Source organism: Streptomyces cinereoruber, from assembly GCF_009299385.1.
GTDB lineage: Bacteria > Actinomycetota > Actinomycetes > Streptomycetales > Streptomycetaceae > Streptomyces > Streptomyces bikiniensis.
This window is the reverse complement of the sequence record NZ_CP023693.1, coordinates 6,402,146-6,422,600: the sequence shown is the minus strand read 5'-3', so window position 1 is coordinate 6,422,600 and position 20,455 is coordinate 6,402,146. Positions and strand designations below refer to the sequence as shown.

General features: G+C 74.2%; 20 protein-coding genes and 1 riboswitch. Of the genes, 8 read left to right on the top strand and 12 right to left on the bottom strand.

Annotation, left to right across the window (positions count from 1 at the left end; translation table 11 throughout):
• Nucleotide 1: 1 nt before the first annotated feature.
• The gene (locus CP977_RS29010) at nt 2–436 is read right to left on the bottom strand and encodes a roadblock/LC7 domain-containing protein (protein WP_030215496.1); all 435 of its coding nucleotides are present in this window, start codon (nt 434–436) and stop codon (nt 2–4) included.
• 7 nt (nt 437–443) lie between these two features.
• Nucleotides 444–2,441 (bottom strand): sensor histidine kinase, encoded by a 1,998-nt coding sequence (locus CP977_RS29005; protein WP_152371057.1) that lies wholly within the window; start codon nt 2,439–2,441, stop codon nt 444–446.
• Nucleotides 2,442–2,805: 364 nt separating this feature from the next.
• Here CP977_RS29005 and CP977_RS35380 point away from each other — a divergent pair, with 364 nt between their 5' ends.
• Nucleotides 2,806–3,753 carry a hypothetical protein gene (locus CP977_RS35380; protein WP_308017201.1) on the top strand — a complete coding sequence of 316 codons (948 nt, stop codon included), beginning with the start codon at nt 2,806–2,808 and terminating at the stop codon, nt 3,751–3,753.
• Between the two features lie 97 nt (nt 3,754–3,850).
• Here the strand turns inward: CP977_RS35380 and CP977_RS28995 are convergent, their stop codons facing one another.
• A complete protein-coding gene (locus tag CP977_RS28995) occupies nt 3,851–5,050 on the bottom strand; it encodes an MBL fold metallo-hydrolase (RefSeq protein WP_152371056.1) in 1,200 nt (399 codons plus the stop codon).
• A gap of 225 nt (nt 5,051–5,275) precedes the next feature.
• Between CP977_RS28995 and CP977_RS28990 the strand changes: the two genes are divergently transcribed.
• The gene (locus CP977_RS28990; RefSeq protein ID WP_152371055.1) at nt 5,276–5,887 is read left to right on the top strand and encodes a TetR/AcrR family transcriptional regulator; all 612 of its coding nucleotides are present in this window, start codon (nt 5,276–5,278) and stop codon (nt 5,885–5,887) included.
• A 160-nt stretch (nt 5,888–6,047) separates the two neighbouring features.
• Here CP977_RS28990 and CP977_RS28985 read toward each other — a convergent pair whose 3' ends face one another.
• The 3 genes from CP977_RS28985 to CP977_RS28975 all read right to left on the bottom strand — a co-directional run bounded on the left by CP977_RS28985 (nt 6,048) and on the right by CP977_RS28975 (nt 8,373).
• Complete coding sequence (locus CP977_RS28985) at nt 6,048–6,821, bottom strand: SIMPL domain-containing protein (RefSeq protein ID WP_062751185.1); 774 nt, start codon at nt 6,819–6,821, stop codon at nt 6,048–6,050.
• Between the two features lie 144 nt (nt 6,822–6,965).
• Nucleotides 6,966–7,985 (bottom strand): DUF6745 domain-containing protein, encoded by a 1,020-nt coding sequence (locus CP977_RS28980; protein ID WP_062751187.1) that lies wholly within the window; start codon nt 7,983–7,985, stop codon nt 6,966–6,968.
• A gap of 61 nt (nt 7,986–8,046) precedes the next feature.
• Nucleotides 8,047–8,373 carry a hypothetical protein gene (locus CP977_RS28975; protein ID WP_062751189.1) on the bottom strand — a complete coding sequence of 109 codons (327 nt, stop codon included), beginning with the start codon at nt 8,371–8,373 and terminating at the stop codon, nt 8,047–8,049.
• A 253-nt stretch (nt 8,374–8,626) separates the two neighbouring features.
• Here CP977_RS28975 and CP977_RS28970 point away from each other — a divergent pair, with 253 nt between their 5' ends.
• Genes CP977_RS28970 through CP977_RS28950 form a run of 5 tightly spaced genes read left to right on the top strand, consistent with a single transcriptional unit; the run spans nt 8,627 to nt 13,799 of the window.
• On the top strand, nt 8,627–9,586 hold the full coding sequence (locus CP977_RS28970; protein ID WP_062751191.1) for an STM4015 family protein: 960 nt from the start codon (nt 8,627–8,629) through the stop codon (nt 9,584–9,586).
• Nucleotides 9,583–10,740, top strand: a complete 1,158-nt coding sequence (locus CP977_RS28965) for an STM4014 family protein (RefSeq protein WP_183953250.1) — start codon at nt 9,583–9,585, stop codon at nt 10,738–10,740. Before CP977_RS28970 ends, CP977_RS28965 begins: the two co-directional genes overlap by 4 nt.
• A gap of 11 nt (nt 10,741–10,751) precedes the next feature.
• Nucleotides 10,752–11,573, top strand: a complete 822-nt coding sequence (locus CP977_RS28960; protein ID WP_152371665.1) for an STM4013/SEN3800 family hydrolase — start codon at nt 10,752–10,754, stop codon at nt 11,571–11,573.
• Nucleotides 11,570–12,910, top strand: coding sequence for an STM4012 family radical SAM protein (locus CP977_RS28955; protein WP_104860351.1), 1,341 nt, complete (start codon nt 11,570–11,572; stop codon nt 12,908–12,910). The genes CP977_RS28960 and CP977_RS28955 overlap by 4 nt, the downstream gene beginning before the upstream one ends.
• A 10-nt stretch (nt 12,911–12,920) precedes the next feature.
• Nucleotides 12,921–13,799, top strand: coding sequence for an STM4011 family radical SAM protein (locus tag CP977_RS28950; protein WP_152371054.1), 879 nt, complete (start codon nt 12,921–12,923; stop codon nt 13,797–13,799).
• On the opposite strand, the gene CP977_RS28945 is transcribed toward CP977_RS28950, so the two are convergent.
• Nucleotides 13,786–14,598 carry an SGNH/GDSL hydrolase family protein gene (locus CP977_RS28945; RefSeq protein WP_062751197.1) on the bottom strand — a complete coding sequence of 271 codons (813 nt, stop codon included), beginning with the start codon at nt 14,596–14,598 and terminating at the stop codon, nt 13,786–13,788. The genes CP977_RS28950 and CP977_RS28945 overlap by 14 nt on opposite strands.
• A 160-nt stretch (nt 14,599–14,758) precedes the next feature.
• On the bottom strand, nt 14,759–15,736 hold the full coding sequence (locus CP977_RS28940; protein WP_152371053.1) for a M23 family metallopeptidase: 978 nt from the start codon (nt 15,734–15,736) through the stop codon (nt 14,759–14,761).
• A 3-nt stretch (nt 15,737–15,739) separates the two neighbouring features.
• Nucleotides 15,740–15,900: riboswitch (cyclic di-AMP (ydaO/yuaA leader) on the bottom strand.
• Nucleotides 15,901–16,288: 388 nt separating this feature from the next.
• Between CP977_RS28940 and CP977_RS28935 the strand changes: the two genes are divergently transcribed.
• Entirely contained in the window at nt 16,289–17,104 is an 816-nt protein-coding gene (locus CP977_RS28935; protein WP_079130947.1) for a tyrosine-protein phosphatase, read from the top strand.
• An 18-nt stretch (nt 17,105–17,122) separates the two neighbouring features.
• On the opposite strand, the gene CP977_RS34235 is transcribed toward CP977_RS28935, so the two are convergent.
• From CP977_RS34235 to hpnH, 4 genes are all read right to left on the bottom strand, one after another.
• A complete protein-coding gene (locus CP977_RS34235; RefSeq protein WP_163013793.1) occupies nt 17,123–17,272 on the bottom strand; it encodes a DUF6126 family protein in 150 nt (49 codons plus the stop codon).
• Between the two features lie 46 nt (nt 17,273–17,318).
• Complete coding sequence (locus CP977_RS28930) at nt 17,319–17,948, bottom strand: helix-turn-helix domain-containing protein (protein ID WP_109184435.1); 630 nt, start codon at nt 17,946–17,948, stop codon at nt 17,319–17,321.
• A 76-nt stretch (nt 17,949–18,024) separates the two neighbouring features.
• Complete coding sequence (locus tag CP977_RS28925) at nt 18,025–19,413, bottom strand: aspartate aminotransferase family protein (RefSeq protein ID WP_152371052.1); 1,389 nt, start codon at nt 19,411–19,413, stop codon at nt 18,025–18,027.
• 16 nt (nt 19,414–19,429) lie between these two features.
• Nucleotides 19,430–20,452: an adenosyl-hopene transferase HpnH gene (hpnH, locus tag CP977_RS28920; protein WP_062751208.1), complete on the bottom strand. Its 1,023-nt coding sequence runs from the start codon at nt 20,450–20,452 to the stop codon at nt 19,430–19,432.
• Nucleotides 20,453–20,455 lie beyond the last annotated feature (3 nt).

Sequence of the window (20,455 nt, the reverse complement as noted above, 5' to 3'; positions counted from 1 at the left end):
GTTACTGCCCGAAGCCGCCGAGGGCGCCGGCGGCCTGCCGGGCGGGCGTGACCAGGTACGGCCGGACGCTCTTCACGAGCATCGCCATCTCGTAGCCGAGGACGGCGGCGTCCGCCTCGCGCCCGGCGAGGACGGCCAGGCAGGTGCCGGAGCCGGCGGTGGAGACGAACAGGAGGGTGGAGTCCAGCTCCACGACCACCTGGCGGACCTCGCCGCCGTCGCCGAAGCGGGCACCCGCGCTCCGGCCGAGCGAGTACAGGCCGGAGGCGAGCGCCGCCATGTGGTCGGCGGCGTCGGGGTCGAGTCCGTGGACGGATTTGACGAGGCCGTCGGAGGAGAGCAGAACGGCGTTGCGGGTGTACGGGACCCGCTGGACCAGTCCGCTCAGCAGCCAGTCGAGGTCCGAGGAATGGCCGGTCGGCGCATTGCTCGCCATGGTGCATCTACTCCTTGTGGGCGTCGCCGGGACGCGGCGACTCATGGGGGGCGGGCTGGGACTCGGCGAGCCCGATGCCGCGCTGGAAGGCGGCCATCAGACCCGGATCGTGCAGGGCGTGCTCCTCGTTCCTGCGGGCCGCGGGCTCCTCCCGCAGCTGCGGGACGAGGTGCTCCTGCGCGCGCCGCTTGGGGAGCAGGGGCCGGCCGCCGTCCTCGGCGGGGGGTGCCGGGGGCAGCGGCGCGACCAGGGAGGCCGGCGGGCCCGGGTGTCCGGTGTCGGCCGGACGGTCCGGGGCCGCGGGGGTGTGGCCGGTGTCCCCGTATCCGCCCTGCCGTTCGGTCGTACGGGGGTACGCGTGCGAGCCGGTGGCGACGGCTTCCTCGTGGTGGGCGGCGGCCCGCTCCGGGGAGGGCGCGGGCGCCGGCGTGTACGGGACGGACGCTCCGTTCGCCGGTGCGGGCACGGGGGCCTGCGGGTGGGACGGGTCGGCGGGGGACGGGATCCGGTGGGACGGTGCCCCGGCCGGTACGGGAGCCGGGTGCCGGCCCGGGTCCGGTGCGTGGCCGGGGAGCTGGGCCGGTGCGTGGCCCGGGGTCCGGTCCGGTGCGTGGCCGGGGTTCTGGGCCGGTGCGGTCTGCGGGGCCGTGACCGCGGGCTGGGTGGGGGGCTGGGGCTGCATCTGCACCTGGCCGGGCGGGATCGCCGAGGACCCGGCGGTCGCGGCGGTCTGGCGCTCGTGCTGGGCGAGGCCCTCCGGGTCGGCGCCGAGGAGGCCCTGCGGGAGGACGAGCACGGCCTGGACGCCGCCGTAGATGTTGGACTGGAGTCGTACGGCGATGCCGTGCCGTCGGGCGAGGGCCGAGACGACGAAGAGTCCGATGCGGCCGTCCTGGAGCAGGTGCGAGACGTTGACCTGGTCGGGGTCGGCCAGCAGGGCGTTCATCTTGTTCTGCTCGGCGGCGGGCATGCCGAGGCCGCGGTCCTCGACCTCGATCGCGAGGCCCGCCGTGACGTACTGGGCGCGCAGCAGGACCGTGGTGTGCGGCGCGGAGAACAGCGTCGCGTTCTCGACGAGTTCGGCGAGGAGGTGGATGACGTCGGCCACGGCATGGCCCCGCAGCGTACCGTCGATCGGGGGTACGAGTTTCACCCGCGGGTACTGCTCGACCTCGGCGATGGAGGAGCGGAGCACCTCGGTCATGGTGACCGGGTTCGACCACTGGCGGCGGGAGATGGCGCCGCCGAGCACGGCGAGGTTCTCGGCGTGGCGGCGGATGCGGGTGGCCAGGTGGTCGACGTGGAACAGGCCCTTGAGCAGCTCCGGGTCCTCGACCTCGTTCTCCAGCTCGTCGAGGAGCTGGATCTCGCGGTGGACCAGGGACTGGAGGCGCCGGGCGAGGTTGACGAAGACCTCGACCTTCTGTTCGTTGCCGACGCTGCTGGAGAGCCGGGACGCCTGTACGACGGCCGCCACGGCGGCTTCGTGGGAGCGCGTCAGTTCCTGCGTGAGGAGGTCGAATTCGTCACCTGTGGTGGACGCGGCCGGCGGGGTGGGCCGGGGCGGGACCCCCTCTCCCCTGCGCAGCTGTTCGACGATCGCGCGCAGTTCGCTCTGGCCGCGGGCGCTGGTGCGGCGCAGGGCGTTGCAACGGTCGAGGACCGCCTTGGCGGCGCGGTCGGCGCCGAGCGCGGCGGCCGCGACGGAGGCGACGGTGAGGGCGGCGGCGCCGGTGAGGGCGGCCCAGAGGCCGGGGGTGGGGGTGGCTCCGGTGGAGCGGATGGTGAAGAGGACGGCCGCCGCGCCGCCGAGGGCCACCGCGACGGCGGGGAGCACGGAGGTGCGCAGGAGTTGGGGACGTATGCGGGCTTCCGCGGGGAGCGGCGCGGGGGGCTGCGCCGTGGAGTTGCTGCCGTTGCCGGTGGCGGAGCGGGCGCCGGGCCGGCCGTGCCGCCCGCCCTCGCGTCGGTCGGAACGCGAGGCGGGTGCGCGAAGTTGAGACATGGGTGTCCTTGGTACGTGCCCAGGGGTCGGCGTACTGCGGGGAGGGCGCTGGGGGGCGTGCTGGGTGTTCTACCGGGGTGGACTACAGGAGCCGTCTACAGGGGTCGTCTACAGGAGTGTGGTGAGCCTACCGATGATCATCAACCACACACTGTAGTCGTCAACCATTCATGTGCGGTGCGCAGTTGGCAAACTTACCCGTAGAGCGACCCGGTCTGGTATCGCCCCTCGTACAACAGGCCGAGAACAGGCGGCCGAAAGTCGTCGCCGCAGTGGGGAGCGGTACGGAACGATGCGGAACGATCGCGAGGAAGCGGGCACCGGGCTCATGAGCCGCCGCCCCGACGAGAAGTGGAATGGGTGCATGACTGCGGTGATCGTGATGCTGGAGGAGCTCGGGACCCTCGTCCCGCTGACCGCCGAGGAAGCGGCGGCGCGCTTCTCGGCTCGGGAATGGACGCCCGGGGGCAGGCCCCGTGGCGGCGTGGAGACCTCCTGGGACAAGGACGGCGTCGGTGCCTGGATCCGGACGTCAGGCGGCGGGACGGTCAGCGTCTCGTTCGCCGTCTGGATCCGGGACGTCGACGAGTCGGGGTACTTCGACGACCTGGAGGCCGTCTACGAGGAGGGGGAGCGGGTCCTCGCCGGCTTCCTCCCCGCGATCGAACGCTCCTCCTTCGCCGGCCGCCTCGCCGAGGCCGGGCGGACGGCGGAGGACGAGGACGAGTTCATCGCGCTGAGGAGGTGGACCCTCGACGGCCGGACCCTGACCGCCGGTGTGGTCCAGCACGACACGGACCTCCCGGTGATGGTCGTGGTGGCCCTGGAGGCCGCCCCGGCACGGGCCGGGCGCCGCGGAGCGACGCCGGCGGCCGCCGGCGGCCCCTCCCGCCCGTCGCCGCAGGCCCGCGTGAAGCCGATCGGCTTCTACCGGGAGATGGACGCGCACTACGACGCGGCCTGGGGCGGGTCCGTCCCCGCGCCCGCATCCGGCGAGGGGAGGTATCCGGTCGCGGAACTGGCGGGCTACCTCGCCTCCGGCCACCCCCTCCTCGACGTCACCGAGCTCACGACCGACGTCATCGGCGGCGCGTTCCGCGTCCCGGGCGGTTCGTCCGTGCTGACCGACGGCGCGTTCGTCTGGCGTGCGGACCTGGCGGAGTACGTCGGGCACCACCGGATCGCCCTTCCCGAGGACTTCCTGCGCGCCGCCCGCGAGAACGGGTTCCGCGTCCCCCCGGCCGACCACGAGGTCCTCCTCCCCCTGTCGGTCGAGGTGAGCGACCTGCTGGGTTTCCGGGCCGCGCCCTGAGGGGCCGGCCATGAGCACGGCCGTGGTGCCGGACGCCCCCGCGTTCCGGGCCGCGCCCCGAGGGGCCGGCCCTCCGCGGGCCCGCCTCCGGCCGGTGTCAGCGGTCTCCCGCGAGGTCGAGGTCGCCGCCGCGCGGCCCGGGCGCGGTCCCGACGGGCCGGGTGCGGCGCCACGGGCGGGCGAGGGGCCGGGAGATCCCGCGCCACCACGGGGCCGAGGGCAGCTTCCCGGCGGGCTCGAACGGCTCGCCGGGGCGGGGGAACGCCACCGCCTGCCCAACCTCCCCGGCCGCGTCCCGCGTCCACTCCCCCGGCTCGGCCCACGGGTGCGGGGCGAGGTTGAAGGTGCCCCAGTGGATCGGCAGCAGCACGCCGTGCGGGCGCCCGCCCTGGAGGTCGAGATGGGCGCGCAGGCCCTCGGCCGGGGTCATGTGTATGTCGGTCCAGAACTCCGAGTAGGCGCCGAGCTGGATCATGGTGGCGTCGAAGGGGCCGTGGTCCGCGCCGATGTCCCGGAAGCCGGAGAAGTACCCGGTGTCGCCGCTGTGGAAGATCCGGTGCCCGGGCCCCTCGGCGACCCAGGAGGCCCAGAGGGTGTGCTGCCTGTTGCGCAGGCCGCGGCCGCAGAAGTGGCGGGCCGGGGTGGCCGTGAGGCGCAGGTCGCCGATCTCCGTGGACTCGTTCCAGTCCAGCTCCCGCAGCCGGGAGGCCGGTACGCCCCAGCGCTCCAGGTGCGCGCCGACGCCGAGCGGCACCGCGAAGAGGGTGTCGGTGGTGGCGAGCTCCTTGATCGTCGGCAGGTCCAGGTGGTCGTAGTGGTCGTGCGAGATCACCACCACGTCGACCGGGCCGAGCGCGGCGAGCGAGGCGGGCACCGGGTGGAGCCGCTTGGGGCCCGCGAACGGGAACGGGGAGCAGCGGTCGCCCCAGACCGGGTCGAACAGGACCCGGTGGCCGTCGATCTCCGCGAGGACGCCGGAGTGTCCCATCCAGGTGAGGCGCAGGCCGGTGGCCGGGGGCCGTGCCAGGTCGGCCACGGTGGTGGGGTGGACGGGGATCGGGCCGGCGGGGGCCCGGCTCGCGCGCCCCTCCTTCTCGAAGTAGACCTTGGCCAGCGCGACGGCGGAGCCGGACGGGCCCCGCCGCGCCTCCTCGGGGTTCTGGAAGATCCCGTTCCTGAAGTTCGGGGAGCGGCGGATGCGGGCGAGGCGCTCACCGGCGGGTTCCGCGCCGAAGGACTCGGGGCGCGGCACGCGCGGCCGGGTCCGCGGTGAACGGTCGGGGCCTGTACCGGTCACAGGGACCTCCTGATCTCTGGGGGTCGTTCCATTATGGGCGGCCCGTGAGCGGGGGAACGGGGCGGTGCCGGGCCCCCGCCCCCGATCCAGGCCCCGGACCGGAGCCCCGGCCCCGGCCCCGGCAGGAGGCGGCGGACGGCGGCGACCGCGGAAGGTGCGGGAGCGCGTACGCACCGGAGCCATTGTTGATCATGCTCTTGTCATGTGCTGTGTAGGCTGCCGGGCGTGACGAGAGTGCGGTTGAGCGTGGCCGAGCGGCGGGAGGAGCTGCTGCGGGCCGCCGTGGAGCAGATCGAGGAGCGCGGGGTCGCGGCCGTGCGGATCGCCGACGTGGCCTCGGCGCTCGGCGTGAGCAACGCGCTCGTGCTCTACCACTTCGCTTCCAAGGAGCAGCTGGTCGCGGCCGCCTTCGCGCACGCCGCCGAGGCCGATCTCGCCCATCTGCGGCGGCTGCTCGGCCGGCGCACCACGGCGGTGCGGCGGCTGCGGTCGGCGGTCCGCTGGTACGCCCCGACCGGGCAGGCCAAGGGCTGGCGGCTGTGGATCGAGGGCTGGGCGGCCTCGCTGCGCGATCCGGAGCTGCGCCGGGTCGCCGCCTCCCTCGACCAGGAGTGGAAGGCGGCGCTGACCCGGGTGATCGCGGAGGGGGCCGACGCCGGGGAGTTCTCCTGTCCGGACCCGGCCGAGGCGGCCTGGCGGCTCACCGCCCTCCTCGACGGCCTCGCCGTCCAGACCACCGCCTACGCCGGCTCCCTCTCCCGCACCGCGATGCTCCGCTGGGCCGACGCCGCCCTCGTCCGGGAACTGGGCCTCCCGGACGGGGAGGGCCGGGGGTGAGGGCAGCGGGCGGCGCGGAAGGCTCCTGAGCCGCCGGGGCCGGTCGGCGGGGCCCCGGCGCTCGCCGGAGCGGCCGGAGGAGCAGCCGCCCGAGCAGTTGTCGGAGCAGCCTCCGAAGCGGCTGTCGGAACAGTCGTCGAAGCAGCCGTCGAAGCAGCCGTCAGAGCAGTTCGAAGACCGCCGAGACCGTGATCTGCTCCTCGATCTCGCCCGGGGCCATGGGGACGCCCGAGTCCTCGGCCGCGAGGGCGGGGGCGGCCCCGCCGGGGCCGGGGCGCACGGACTCGCCCTCGCTCAGCGAGACGAGCCGGCCGAGCCGGTGGCCGCTGAGCCGGGCGTGCTGCTCCGCCTTGTCGTACGCGTCCCGGAAGGCGGCCTCCCGTGCCTTGGCCCGCAGCGCCGACGGGTCGGCGACGTCGAACACGACGCCGTTGATCCGGCCCGCGTCCCGGGTCGCGTCGTTGACGGCGCCGACGACCTGCCCGGTCCTGTCGATGTCGCGGACCTTCACGGAGAAGGCCTGGCCGGCCTGGTAGCCGGTCACCCGGCTCTCCCCCTCGGTGCTCTGGGTGTAGACCGGGGCGAGGGAGAGGCTGTCGGTGCGGATGTCCCGCTCGGCGATCCCCTGCTTGTGCAGCACCGCGAGGAGGGTCTCGGCCGCGGTCTTCTGCGCCGCCATCGCCTCCTTCGCCGTCGCGCGGCTGGCCTCGACCCCGATGGACAGGATCGCCAGGTCGGGCGCGGCGGCCGCGCGTCCGTGCCCGGCGACGGTGACCGTGGCGGGCGCGGCCGCGCGGGCGGCGGGGAGGGGCGTTCCGCCGGGCGCGGCGGCCAGGGCGGGGGCGGCGGTGCCGGCGAGGAGGCCGCCGAGCACGGCGGTGGCGGCGAGCAGACGGGCGGTACGGGCGGCGGCGCGTGGCCGGCGGGTCGTCACAGGCGGTCCCTTCGGGTGTGGGTGCCGGGGCTCCGGCGGGCACATCCCAGCACCCGGCGCCGCCGCGCCCCGTGCGCCACTCCTGACCGGCGTCCCCGTCTCCCCTGTCCGTACCAGCCGGTTACCGCCACCGGGGCACACCGCTCAGGTCTGGACGAGCGGCGCGTACGCCTCGGGGCGGAGGCCGAAGGTCCAGGCGACGCCCTCCCGCGCGGTCCGGGTCGCGGGCGGCACCCGCAGCCAGTACGTGCGGTGGGTGCCGTCCGGTTCGGGCGTGGAGTTCACGACCTCGACCATCGCCACGTCCTCGTCGTCGTCCAGCCCGATCCGCCACAGGACGCCCGTCTCGTCGCGGTGCTCGTGCCGGGCCCCGGAGACGGCGAGGTAGCGGTCGTAACCGTAGTGCTCCAGCATCACCCGCCGCAGTTCGGCGTTCTCCTCCGCGCGGATCCGCTCGGGGGTGAGGTCCGGGAGGCCGGCCAGGAAGGCGGCGGGGACCGCCATGCCCCGCCAGGCGTGCAGGGCGAACCCGTCGGGGTAGGCGAGCGCCGGCCCGTCGCCCCGGTCGAGGCGCCCTGCCTCGTCGCGGTGGAGCTCGACGGGCCGCTCGCAGACCACGGCCACGTTCTCGTACGGCCACCACCAGCCCGCGTGCGCGGCGACGGCGGCGAGTCCCGCCAGGCGCTCGCCGTGCCCGTCGAAGGCGGCGAGCCAGGCGGCGTCGTGCTGGCCGAGGACGGCGTCGAGCAGGACGAGCCGGACGCCGTCCGGGCCTCCGCCGCCCTCCCCCACCGTCCCGCGGGCCTCCGTCACCGCGGCCCGTATCCGGTCGGCGAGGGCCCGGTTGAGGTCCCAGAGCGCCGCTCCCGTCGCCTGCCAGTGCGCGGCCCAGCCCGCCGGGCCGAGGGCGTCGTGGAGGCGGCGGCGCTCCTCGGCCCACGGTCGGGTGCGCACCTCCTCCCGTACCGAACGGCCCCGGTCCGCCAGGCCGTCCAGGAGCGCGACGGCGGCGAGCGGCGAGTCCGCCCAGAGGACGCGGCCCGGCTCGGGGAGGCCCGCCGTGCGGTAGGCGAGCCGGACGCCGGCCTCGGCGGCGGCGCGGTCGGCGGGCCCGGTGGCCGCGGCGACGGCCCGCCACTTGTCCTGTGCGGTGGTGCGGTTCATGTCTCGGTGTCCCCCGGGTTCCTCTGGTGACCTGGGTCGGTCGGTCGATGTGTGGGTGGTGTCAGTCGGCGACGATCCGGTAGGCGCCGGGGACGTACTCCCGCTGGCGCACCACCCGGTACCAGCCCTTCGGCAGCGGTATCGGGGCGTGCTCCTCGTGCACCACCCGGCCGCCCTCGGGCAGTTCGAGCAGGAAGGGGCCGAGGGGCCCCGGCTCCCGCACGAGCCGGCCGGGGCCGGGGATCGCGTGGGCGTGCCCGGTGACCTCGCCGAAGGCGAGGACGAGACGGCCCCGGGCGTCCCTCGGCTCCCCCGCCGCCGTCCTCGCGCGCTCCGGAACGGCCGTCTCGTCGACGGACGCGATCAGCACGTCTCCCTGCCGGTACATGGCTGTCCCCTCCCCGTCCGGCGCGGTCGGCCGAACACCGGGAACGACGCTAGGGGCCGCCACTGACAATCGCCCCGGGCCCGGCTTCTGTACGGCGCGCCCGGCCCGGTACGGAACGAGCCCGGCACGCCCGGCCCCGTGCGGAACGCCCCGGCGCGCGCCCGTACGGCACCCGGCGCGGAGGGATGTCGGCGCGGCTTGGTAGAACTCAGGGGTTCAGCGACCCGCGCCGTCCGTTCTCTGGAGCACCGTCATGACCATCGGCCACCACCTGCAGGAGTTCCACGGCCTTCCCGTCTTCGAGTTCCCGGACGCCGCCTCGCCGGTCGAGCTGCCCGACGCGGCCGGGGTCGCCTGGCGGATCTCCGCGCCGACGTACTCCGACCCCGGGGACGAGCACTGGGGCCCGCGCTTCGAGCGGTTCCTGAAGACGGTCGACGCCTCCCGGGTGCGCGCGCTCGTCGTCGGCGGCTGGGACGAGCCGTACGAGACCTCGTCCGCCGACGTCGTCACCGCCCTGATGGGCGCCAACAACCGGCTCACCGGCCTGGAGGCGCTCTTCCTCGGCGACATGACCTTCGAGGACTGCGAGATCTCCTGGATCGTCCAGTCCGACGTGACGCCGCTGCTCGCCGCCTATCCGGCGCTGCGCGAGCTGGGCGTGCGCGGCGGCACCGGCCTGGTCTTCCCGCCGGTCCGGCACACCTCCCTGGAGACCCTGGTCGTGGAGACCGGCGGCCTGGGCGCCGAGGTCGTGCGCGGGATCGTCGGCAGCGACCTGCCCGCCCTGGAGAACCTGGAACTCTGGCTCGGCACCGACGAGTACGGCGGCGACAGCACCCCCGAGGACCTGGCGCCGCTGCTGGCCGGCACGTCCTTCCCCGCCCTGCGCCACCTGGGCCTGCGCAACAGCGTGATCGAGGACGCGATCGCCGCCGCCGTGGCGGGCGCGCCCGTCGTCGCCCGGATCGAGCGGCTCGACCTGTCCATGGGCGTGCTCACGGACGAGGGTGCGGCGGCCCTGCTCGACGGGCAGCCCCTGACCCACCTGTCGCACCTCGACCTGTCGCACCACTACCTGTCGGAGCCGATGCGGGAGCGGCTGAAGGCCGCGCTCGTCCCGCACGGCGTGACCGTGGTCCTGGACGACGCGCAGACGCCGGAGGACTACGGCGACGGCGAGGTCCACCGGTACGTCGCGGTCGCCGAATGACCTCCGGCCCGCGCCCCGTGGTCGTCGGCGTTCCGGCGGGCCGCCGCGTCGCGTTCTTCCAGGAGGCGCTGCGGTCCGCCGGGCTGCCCGGGGCGCGGGTCGTGTCCTGGCCGGACGTGCTGCGGGGCCGGGCCCGGTTCGCGGCGGGCGAGACCGTCCGCCTGGACTCGCCCGGCGAGGAGCCGGAGACCGACCGGCTGCTGCGCGGGGTGGACGACCCGGCCCGGGTCGAGGGCACGGGCCGCTGGTACGCGCGGTTCACCGGCGCCGTGGCGGACCTCGCCCGGAGCGTCGAGGAGGCGGGGGCGGTCCTCGTGGACGACCCCGCCGAGCTGCCGGTCCTGTTCGACAAGCGGCTGACCCACGGCCGGCTGCGGGCGGCCGGCGTGCCGGTGCCCGCGTCGCCGACCTCCGGCGCCGCCGCGCCGGCCGTGCGCGGCTGGGCGGACGTGCGGGCGCTGACGGCCGGGGCGGGGATGCGCCGGGTGTTCGTGAAGCCCGCGCACGGCTCCTCGGCCTCGGGGGTGCTCGCGGTGGAGACGAACGGCGCGGGCCGGGTGCAGGCCACCACCTCGGTGGAGCGCGCTCCGGACGGGCGGCTCTTCAACTCCCTGCGGGTACGGCGCTACACGGGCGAGCGGGAGGTCGCCGCGCTCGTGGACGCCCTGGCCCCCGACGGCCTGCACGTCGAGCGGTGGCTGCCGAAGGCCGTCCAGGACGGGCGGGCCGCCGACCTGCGGGTGGTGGTGATCGACGGGCGGGCCACCCACGCGGTGCTCCGCACCAGCCGCTCCCCCCTGACCAATCTGCACCTGGGCGGGGTCCGGGGCGACCTGGACGCGGCCCGGGCCGCGATCGCCGCCGCCGGCGCGCGGTGGACGGACGCGCTGGAGGTGTGCGAGCGGGCCGCCGCCGCGTTCCCCGGCACCCGGTGCGTGGGCGTCGACCTGCTGCCCGCGTCCGGCTGGTGCCGCTTCGCCGTGGGCGAGGTCAACGCCTTCGGCGACCTGCTGCCCCGGCTCACGGGCCTGCCGGGCGGCGGGGCAGAGGGCCTCGACACCTACGCGGCCCAGGTGGCCGCGCTGTTCCCCCGTACTCCCCGCGACTCAAGCCCCACAAGCACCGCCCGCACCACAGGAACGAGCACCGCGTGAACCAGCCCGACATGAACGCGATCGTCGGCAGCCACGATCTGCTCCTGGTCACCCTCGACACGCTCCGGTACGACGTGGCCGCCGAGCTGGCGGCCGGGGGCCGCATCCCGAACCTGGCCCGGCACCTGCCCGGCGGCGCCTGGGAGCGGCGGCACGCGCCGGGGAGCTTCACCTACGCCTCCCACCAGGCGATCTTCGCCGGCTTCCTGCCGACGCCCGCCGCGCAGGGGCCGCATCCCCGGCTGTTCGCGGCCCGGTTCGCGGGGAGCGAGTCGACCGCCGGCGGCACCTGGGTCCACGACACCCCGGACTTCGTCTCCGCCCTCGCGGCCGAGGGCTACCGGACGGTCTGCGTCGGCGGGGTGGGGTTCTTCAACAAGCGGCCGCCGCTCGGCTCCGTACTTCCCGGGCTCTTCGAGGAGAGCCATTGGGAGCCCTCCTTCGGCGTCGCGTCCCCGACCTCGTTCGAGTCGCAGGTCGCCCGCGCCGAGGAGGTCGTGGCCGGGCTCCCCCGCGAGGAGCGGCTCTTCCTCTTCGTCAACGTGTCGGCGCTGCACCAGCCCAACTGGTTCCACCTGCCGGGGGCGACCCGCGAGGCGGGCGACTCCCGGGAGACGCACGCGGCGGCCCTGGAGTACGTCGACCGGCACGTCGGGCGGCTCTTCGCCGCGATGGGCTCCCGGCGCCCGTGCTTCGCGATCGTCTGCTCCGACCACGGCACCGCGTACGGGGAGGACGGCTTCACCGGTCACCGGCTCGGCCACGAGGTCGTGTGGACGGTGCCGTACGCGCAGTTCGTCCTGCCGGGCCCGGACGGGGAGGCCGCCGCGTGAAGACCACCCGGGCCCCCGCCCCCCGCCCGTACCGCAGCTACGTCTACGCCTACCCGCACAAGACCGCGTACCGGGAGCTGGCCGATCCCCCGGAGCTCGCCGCGCTCTGGGCCGGGGAGCCGAAGGACGCGCTCTCGCTCTACGCGCACGTGCCGTTCTGCGAGGTCCGCTGCGGCTTCTGCAACCTCTTCACCCGGATCGGCGCCCCCGGCGAGCTGACCACCCGCTATCTGGACGCGCTCGACCGGCAGGCGACCGCCGTGCGCGAGGCGCTCGGGGACGGGGAGCCGGTGCGGTTCGCGACGGCCGCGTTCGGCGGCGGCACGCCCACCTTCCTGACCGCCGCCGAGCTGGAGCGGCTCTGCGACATCGCGGAGCGGCGCATGGGCGCGGACCTGCGGGCGGTGCCGCTGTCCGTGGAGACCTCGCCCGCGACCGCGACCGCCGACCGGCTCGCGGTGCTCGCCGGGCGGGGCGCGACCCGGCTCAGCATCGGGGTGCAGAGCTTCGTGGAGGCCGAGGCTCGGGCGGCGGTCCGGCCGCAGCGCCGCGCGGACGTCGAGGCGGCGCTCGGCCGCATCCGGGACACCGGCGTCCCGGTGCTCAACATCGACCTGATCTACGGGATCGACGGGCAGACCGAGGAGTCCTGGCGCCTCTCGCTCGACGCGGCCCTGGCCTGGCGTCCGGAGGAGCTGTACCTCTATCCGCTGTACGTCCGGCCGCTGACCGGTCTGGGCCGGACGCCCCCGGAGGACGACCGGGAGTGGGACGAGCGGCGGCTGCGGCTCTACCGGTACGGTCGGGACCACCTCCTGGCCCACGGCTACGAGCAGGTGTCGATGCGGATGTTCCGGCGGCGCGACGCGGCACCGCTCGGTCCCGACGACCACGCGTGCCAGACGGACGGGATGATCGGCCTGGGCTGCGGGGCCCGTTCGTACACCTCGGCCCTGCACTACTCCTTCGACTACGCCGTGGACATGCGGGAGATCCGCTCGATCATCGACGCCTACACGGAGACCGGGGACTTCTCGCGCGCCCGGGTCGGCCGGTGGGTGGACGCCGGGGAGGCGCGGCGCCGCCATCTGCTGCAGTCGCTGCTCCAGGCGGAGGGGATGCCGGTCGCCGGGTACGAGGAGCGGTTCGGGTCCTCGCCGTTCGCGGACTTCCCCGAGGAGCTGGGCCGGTTCGAGGCGCTGGGCTGGCTGGACGGGGAGGCCCCGGAGGGGCTGCTGCGGCTCTCGCCGGAAGGGCTCGCGCACTCGGACGGGCTCGGCCCGGAGCTGTTCTCGCCCGGGGTGCGGGCCGCGATGGCCGCGTACGAGCCGAAGTGAGGGGGCTGCCGTGGACCTGACGCTGCTCTACCGGGGGCCGCTGTCCTCCTGCGACTACGACTGTCCGTACTGCCCGTTCGCCAAGCGCCGGGACAGCCGGGAGCAGTTGCGCGCGGACCGGGCGGCGCTGGAGCGGTTCACCGGGTGGGCCGCCGCGCAGACCGGTGACCGGCTGCGGATCCTGTTCACGCCGTGGGGCGAGGGCCTGGTGCGCTCCTGGTACCGGCGGGCGCTGGTCGAGCTGTCGCGGCTGCCGCACGTCGAGCGGGTGGCGATCCAGACCAATCTGAGCTGCCGGACCGGCTGGCTGGCGGAGGCGGACCGGGAGAGCGTGGCGCTCTGGTGCACGTACCACCCGGGGCAGACGCCGTACGAGCGCTTCCTCGGCAAGTGCCGCGACCTGGTGGACCGGGGCGTCCGGTTCAGCGTCGGCGTGGTGGGGCTCCCGGAGCACCGGGAGGAGGCGCAGAGGCTGCGGGACGCGCTGCCGCCGCACGTGTACCTGTGGGTGAACGCGGCCGAGGGGCACGCGTACACCGACGCGGAGGCAGACGGGTGGACGGAGCTGGACCCGCTCTTCCCGTACAGCCGGCATCCGCACCGCTCGGCGGGGCTGCCCTGCCGCACCGGGGAGTCGGTGATCTCGGTGGACGGCGGGGGGACGGTGCGGCGCTGCCACTTCGTCAAGGCCGAGCTGGGGAACCTGTACGACGGTTCGTACCGGGCCGCCCTGCGTCCCCGCGCCTGCCCCCTCGCCGTCTGCGACTGCCACATCGGCTACGTCCACCTGGAGACGCTGCCGCTGTACGACGTGTTCGCGGGCGGGGTCCTGGAGCGGATACCCGCCGCCGTTCCCCCGCCCCTCCTCCCCCGGGCTACAGGGGCATGAGGTCCCCGAGGGGCACCAGGTCGGGACGCTTGGCCTCGACGTGGTCCCCGGAGCTCTCGCCGCGCAGCCGGCGCCCGATCCAGGGCACGAGGTACTCCCGCGCCCACTGGATGTTGTCCCGGCGCACTTCGAGCGAGCCGCGCGGGGGGACCGGCGGCCACGCCTGGTCGGGGTCGGCGGGCACCGGCAGGCCGAGGACCTGGGCGGCGCGCAGGGCGACCCGGGTGTGTCCCTCGGGCGAGAGGTGCAGCCGGTCGTCGTCCCAGGCCCGCCGGTCCTGCACGGACCTCAGCGACCACAGGTCGAGGACCGGGCAGTCGTAGCGGTCCGCGATGGCCCTCACGTGCGCGGTGTAGGTGGCGATCTTGCCCCGCAGGTGCCGGAGCACGGGGACGTCGCGGGTGTCGAAGCCGGTGGTGACCATGACGGTGCCGACGGCGGAGGTCAGGTCGGCGACGGCGCGCTCGAAGCGCTCGGCCACGTCGTCCGGGTCGGTGCCGGGGCGGATGATGTCGTTGCCGCCCGCGCAGAAGGTCACCAGGTCGGGGGCGAGTTCCTTCGCCCGGGGGACCTGTTCCGCCACGATCTGGTCGAGGAGGCGTCCGCGTACGGCCAGGTTGGCGTAGCGGAAGGCGTCGTGCTCCGGCAGCTGGTCGGCGAGCAGGACCGCGAAGCGGTCCGCCCAGCCGACGTACGTCCCGTCGGGGCCGGGGTCTCCGACGCCCTCGGTGAAGCTGTCACCGATCGCCGCGTACGACCCGAATGCGTTCTTGTCTCTTGATCTCGAATCGTCTGCCACGGGGGCACATCCTTCCCTTTCGCCTGTGACCTACGCGACCGTAAGGAGGGGTTGACGGCGGGTGATATATGCCACCGATAAAGATTCGCCCAAGTCGGAACAGGCCGGCGGCCCGGCACGTATGTGCCGGGCCGCCGGAAAAGGGGTGCGCGCCGGAGGGTCAGACGGAGACGCCGTGCTGGCGCAGGTAGGCCAGCGGGTCGACGTCCGAGCCGTAGCTCGGCGTGGTGCGGATCTCGAAGTGCAGGTGCGGGCCGGTGGAGTTGCCGGTGGAGCCGGAGAGGCCGATCTGCTGCCCGCCGCCGACGCTCTGCCCGGCCGAGACCGAGAGGGAGGAGAGGTGGGCGTACTGCGAGTAGTTGCCGTCCGCGTGCTGGATGACGACCTCGTTGCCGTACGAGCCGCTCCAGCCGGCGGAGACGACCGTGCCGGCGCCGACGGCGCGGACGGTGGTGCCGGAGGAGGCGATGAAGTCGACGCCGGTGTGGTAGCCGGAGGACCACATGGAGCCGGAGGCGCGGTACGGGGTGGAGAAGCCGCCGGTGACGGGGGCGACCCAGCCGGAGGAGGAGGCGGTGGAGCCGGTGGAGGAGGAGCCGGTGGAGCTCTTCTCCGCGGCCTTCGGGGCGGTGGCGGCCGGGGCGGCGGCGCGGCGGCTCTCGCGGGAGGCGCGGGGGGCGTCGTCGCCGTTCTTCCCGGCGGCGGTGGTGCTCTTCGGGCCGGTGGGGACGGAGCCCTGGGCGCCGATGGTGAGCTTCATGCCGGGCAGGATGAGGGAGGGGTCGGCGCCGATGGTCCGGCGGTTGTCCTCGTAGATCCGCTGCCAGCCGCCCGAGAGGCGGTGGTCGGCGGCGATCTTCGACAGGTAGTCGCCGGGGACGACGGAGTACGTCCGGGGGCCGTTCTCCGCGGCCTTCGCGGGGGCGGCCTTCGCCGGGGCGGCGGCCTTCGCCGCGACGGGCTGCGCGGCGACGACGGACTGGACGGAGGCGGAGGCCGGGGCGGTCTGCTCGGCGGCGTGGGCCCCGGTGGCGCCGAGGAGCGGAAGGGCGACGACGGCGCCTCCCGTACCGGCGGCGGCGAATCCGCGGGTGAGGGGGTTGTTCTTGGGACGGCGGTGCTTACCCTTCGCGGGCATGGCGAATCCTCTCCGGCGCCTGCGAGGTGAGCTGTCGGGTTCGGACTGGAGATGTCCGGCCGCGCTCTCGCGCGACTTCACCCCTAGCCGTCCTGCGTCGCGGGACCGGCGTACTTCCTTGGGTCCCCCGCTCCTGCCACGCATGGGATGGGTGGAATTCCGGACGGTGGCAGGATTCGGCGGTCCGTCCGGATTGAGCGTGACGCTAGACGAGCGGGGTCGGCGCGAACAAGCCGCTGTTTTGTCCCGGGATTCCGCCCTAGATCGTTCCCCCGGAATTCCGGTCACCCTCCGTGGACGACGCTCCCCGACTCCCCTTTCCGGCAAGGGATTCGCGCCGGAAGCCCGGCCACGATCCGTCACTTCTATGACGCTGCTCACGCGCCGAATCCCATCTCGCCTGCAATCAGGGCGCGTTATACGCAATGACTTAATTCGGACAGATCACCCATTCCTGTCCGAGGGGGTGCGCCGCACCCCTCCGGTCCGGATGATTGCCCCTGGAACCGATTTCGCCTCGGCATCCGTACGACGACACTTCCAGGAGCATCCGTGACGCAGCAGCAGGTCCCGCCCATCGACGCCGCCGAGCCCGAACTGACGGAGGTCCGCAACTTCCGGGACGTGGGCGGTCTGCCGACGACGGACGGGCGCGCGGTCCGTCCCGGCCGCCTCTTCCGCAGCGGCCACCTCGCCCATGCGACCGAGGGCGACGCCGCCTTCCTCGCCGGCCTCGGGCTGCACACCGTCTTCGACTTCCGCAACGAGGCCGACCGGCGGATCGAGGGCCCGGACGTCGAGCTGCCCGGCGTGCGGAACGTGAACATACCCCTCAACGACCCGGCCGACGGCAAGGAGTTCTGGAAGCTGGTGCGCGACGGCGACACCGTCCAGCTGCGGGAGGTCCTCGGCGACGGCAGGGCTGCGGCCCGGATGTCCGATTCGTACCGGCGGATGGTGGTCGAGCGGACCGCCGAGCACAGCCGGATCCTGCACTCCATGGCGGAGGAGAGCGTCCCGGCCCTGATGCACTGCGCGGCGGGCAAGGACCGGGCCGGGCTCGCCGTCGCGATCACCCTGCTCGCCGTCGGGGTCGAGCGGTCGGCGATCGAGGCCGACTACGTGAAGTCGAACGAGCCGCACCGGCGCTACAAGGTGCGCCGCAGCTCCACCGCCCCGGACGCCATGGGGCCCGAGGTGATGGAGCTGCTGAGCCCGCTCTTCGACGCGCGGGCGGAGTACCTGCGGGCCGCCTTCGAGACGATCGAGACGACCTGGGGCTCGGTGGACACCTACTTCGCCACGGGCCTGGCACTGTCCCCGGAGACCCGCGAGCGGCTGCGGGAGCGCCTGGTCACCGAGGCGTAGGGCCCGTTCGTCCGGGCCCTACTTCGCGCCCATCGCGAAGAGCAGGTAGAGGAAGCCGGCGAAGAGGTGCCCGGCGATCAGGTAGGCGAAGAGGCGGAGCACCAGCCCCTTGGGGAACTTGCCTTCCCCGCGCTCCTCGCCGGTGACGGGTGCGGACTTCTCGGACATGTCGGCCCTTTCCTGAAGAAGCGTCACAGAAGAATCGTTACGGCGGTCAGCGCCGGTGCGGGGTCCCGTCGCCGAGGCACAGCTCGGCGGCGGGGCTCTGCATCAGGGTGTGGACGAAGAGCAGCTCGGCCCCGCCCTGCGTGGCGGCGCCGATCCGGTGCGGGGTGAGCGAGTCGAAGTGCGCGCTGTCCCCGGGGTCGAGGACGTGGACCACCTCGCCGAGTGCGAGCCGCACCCGGCCCTCCAGGACGTGGATCCACTCCTCCCCGGGGTGGACGCGCACGATGTCGGCCCGGGTGGCGTACGGCACGTGGACCCGCAGGCACTGGAGGGCGCGCCCGGCACCGCCCGCCTGGCGGTAGATCCAGCCGTCCGCCTCGACGGGCTCGGAGCGGCCGGCCCGGACGACGGGGTCGCGCTCGGGGGGCGCCTCCCCCAGGAGCTCGGAGACCGTCGTACCGTAGATGCGGGACAGGGCGAGCAGCATCGGCAGCGAGGGCTGCCGGTTCCCCGTCTCCAGGCGCGAGAGGTGGGCGGGCGAGAGGCCGGCCCGCTGGGCGGCGGCCTCCAGGGTGAGCCCCCGGCGGCGGCGCAGGGCCCGCAGCTGCGGGGCGACGTCGGGCAGGGCGCCGGAGGCGGCGGGGTCCGGGGAGGCCTCCCCGGGGACGTGGTCCATGCGTCCATTCCGCCAGGATCGTGCCTCTGAGGCAAGTTTCTTGCCCCAGAGGCAAAATCCGGAGGGTCGTTTCCGGTCAGCGCTGCGCGACCGCCTGCCTGACCAGGGTCTTCCCGAAGTCCCACATCAGACCGCCCCCGCCGTGGGCCTCGTCCATGACCGCCGTGAAGGCGGTGACGAACCGGTCCACGTCCGCCTCGTCCACGACGAGCGGCGGGATCAGCTTGATCACCTCCAGGTGGTCCCCGGAGACCTGGGTGAGGATCCTGTGCCGCTGGAGCAGCGGCACGACGACCATCTGGGCGAAGAGGCCCTTGCGGGCCGCCTGGAGCATCGTCCAGCGGCCGCGCAGTCCGAGCGAGGACGGCCGGCCGAACTCGATGCCGATCATCAGACCGCGCCCGCGGATCTCGTGCAGCAGCTCGTACCGGGGCACCAGCTCCTTGAGGCGGCCGGAGAGCAGGTCGCCGATCCGGCGGGCGCGGGCGACCGTGCCCTCCTCCTCCATCACGGAGAGGACGGCGAGCCCGGCGGCCATGGCCTGCGCGTTCGACCCGAAGCTCGCGGAGTGGACCAGGACCCGGTCCATGGACGAGTAGACCTTCTTGAAGATCCAGTCCTTGCCGAGGGTGGCGCCGACCGGCACGTAGCCGCCGGAGAGCGCCTTGGCGACGCAGACCAGGTCCGGTTCGACGCCCTCCTCGTGCTGGTACGCGTAGAAGTCGCCGGTCCTGCCGAGGCCGGTCTGCACCTCGTCCGCGATCAGCAGGGCGCCGTGCCGGCGCAGCAGCTCCTGGGCCCCGCGCAGGAAGCCGGGCGGGGCCTCGTGGACGCCCTTGCCCTGGATCGGCTCCACGACGAAGCCGGCCACGTCCCCCTTCCGCAGCTCCCGTTCCAGGGCGTCGAGGTCGCCGAGGGCGATCGCGGTGTCCGGAAGGAGCGGGGCGAAGCCGTCCCGGAAGCCCCGCTCTCCGTTGACGGAGAGGGAGCCGGTGGTGAGCCCGTGGAAGGCGTGGTCGCAGTAGACGATCCTGGGCCGCCCGGTGGCGTACCGGGCGAACTTGAGGGCGGTCTCGACGGCCTCGGTGCCGCTGTTGCCGAAGAAGACCCGGTCCAGGTGGGGGCTGTGGGCGAGCAGCCGCTCGGCGAGGAGGCCGGGCAGCGGCGGGCAGTCGAAGCGGGTGAGGTCGGCGAGGTCGGCGTCCAGGACGTCGTGGAGGGCCTTGCGGACGACGGGGTGGTGCCGTCCGAGGCCCATCACGCCGAACCCGGCGAGCATGTCCAGGTGGTCGTTCCCGTCGGCGTCCCAGAAGTGGGCGCCCTCGGCCCGCTCGTACACCTTGTCGAAGCCGATGGTGCGGAGCACGCGCGGCAGCTGGGGGTTGAGGTACCGGGAGTGCAGCTCGTACCGCTCGCCGCCGCGCTCGGCGAGCAGCGCCCGCAGGTCGAACCCGCCGCCGGTCACGCGCCGCTCACCCCGCTCACCTGCTGTTCCCGGAGGCGGTCTCCCGGACCGCGCGCAGGGACTCCTTGAGGGAGCCCATGGTGGCGAGGACGGCGGTGGGCTCGTAGCCGCAGTGCGCCATGCAGTTGGCGCAGCGCGGGTCCTTGCCGCGGCCGTACTTCTCCCAGTCGGTCTCCTCCACGAGCTCGCGGTACGTGGGGACGTAGCCGTCGCTCATCAGATAGCAGGGCCGCTGCCAGCCGAAGAGGGAGTAGTTCGGGATGGCCCAGGCGGTGCAGGGGAAGTCGGCCTTGCCCTCCAGGAAGTCCAGGAAGAGCGGCGAGTGGTTCAGGCGCCAGCGGCGCCGGTTGCCTCCGGCGAAGGCCTTCTTGAAGAGCTCCCGGGTCTGCTCGACGCCGAGGAAGTGCTCCTGGTCGGGGGCCTTCTCGTAGGCGTAGGCGGGCGAGATCATCATCTCGTCGACCTGGAGGTCGTCGTTGAGGTAGTTGAGCACCTCGATGACGGTCTGCGGGGTGTCGGTGTTGAAGAAGGTCGAGTTGGTGGTGACCCGGAAGCCGCGCCGCTTGGCCTCCTTGATCGCCGCCACCGCCTCGTCGAACACGCCCTCCTTGGCCACCGACTCGTCGTGCCGCTCGCGCAGCCCGTCGATGTGCACGGCGAAGGCGAAGTACGGGGAGGGGGTGAAGTCCTCCAGCTTCTTGCGGAGCAGCATCGCGTTGGTGCAGAGGAAGACGTACTTCCGCCGGGCCACCAGCTGGCGCACGATCTCGTGGATCTGGGGGTGCATCAGGGGCTCGCCGCCCGCGATGGACACCATGGGGGCGCCGGACTCCAGGACCGCGCCGACCGCCTGGGCGACCGGCATGCGCTGCTTGAGGACACCCGCCGGGTGCTGGATCTTCCCGCAGCCCTCGCACTTGAGGTTGCAGGCGAAGAGCGGTTCGAGCTCGACGATCAGCGGGAACTTGTCGCGCTTGCGGAGCTTCTGTTCGAAGAGGTAGGTCCCGACCCGGATGGACTGACGGAGCGGCATGGCCATAAC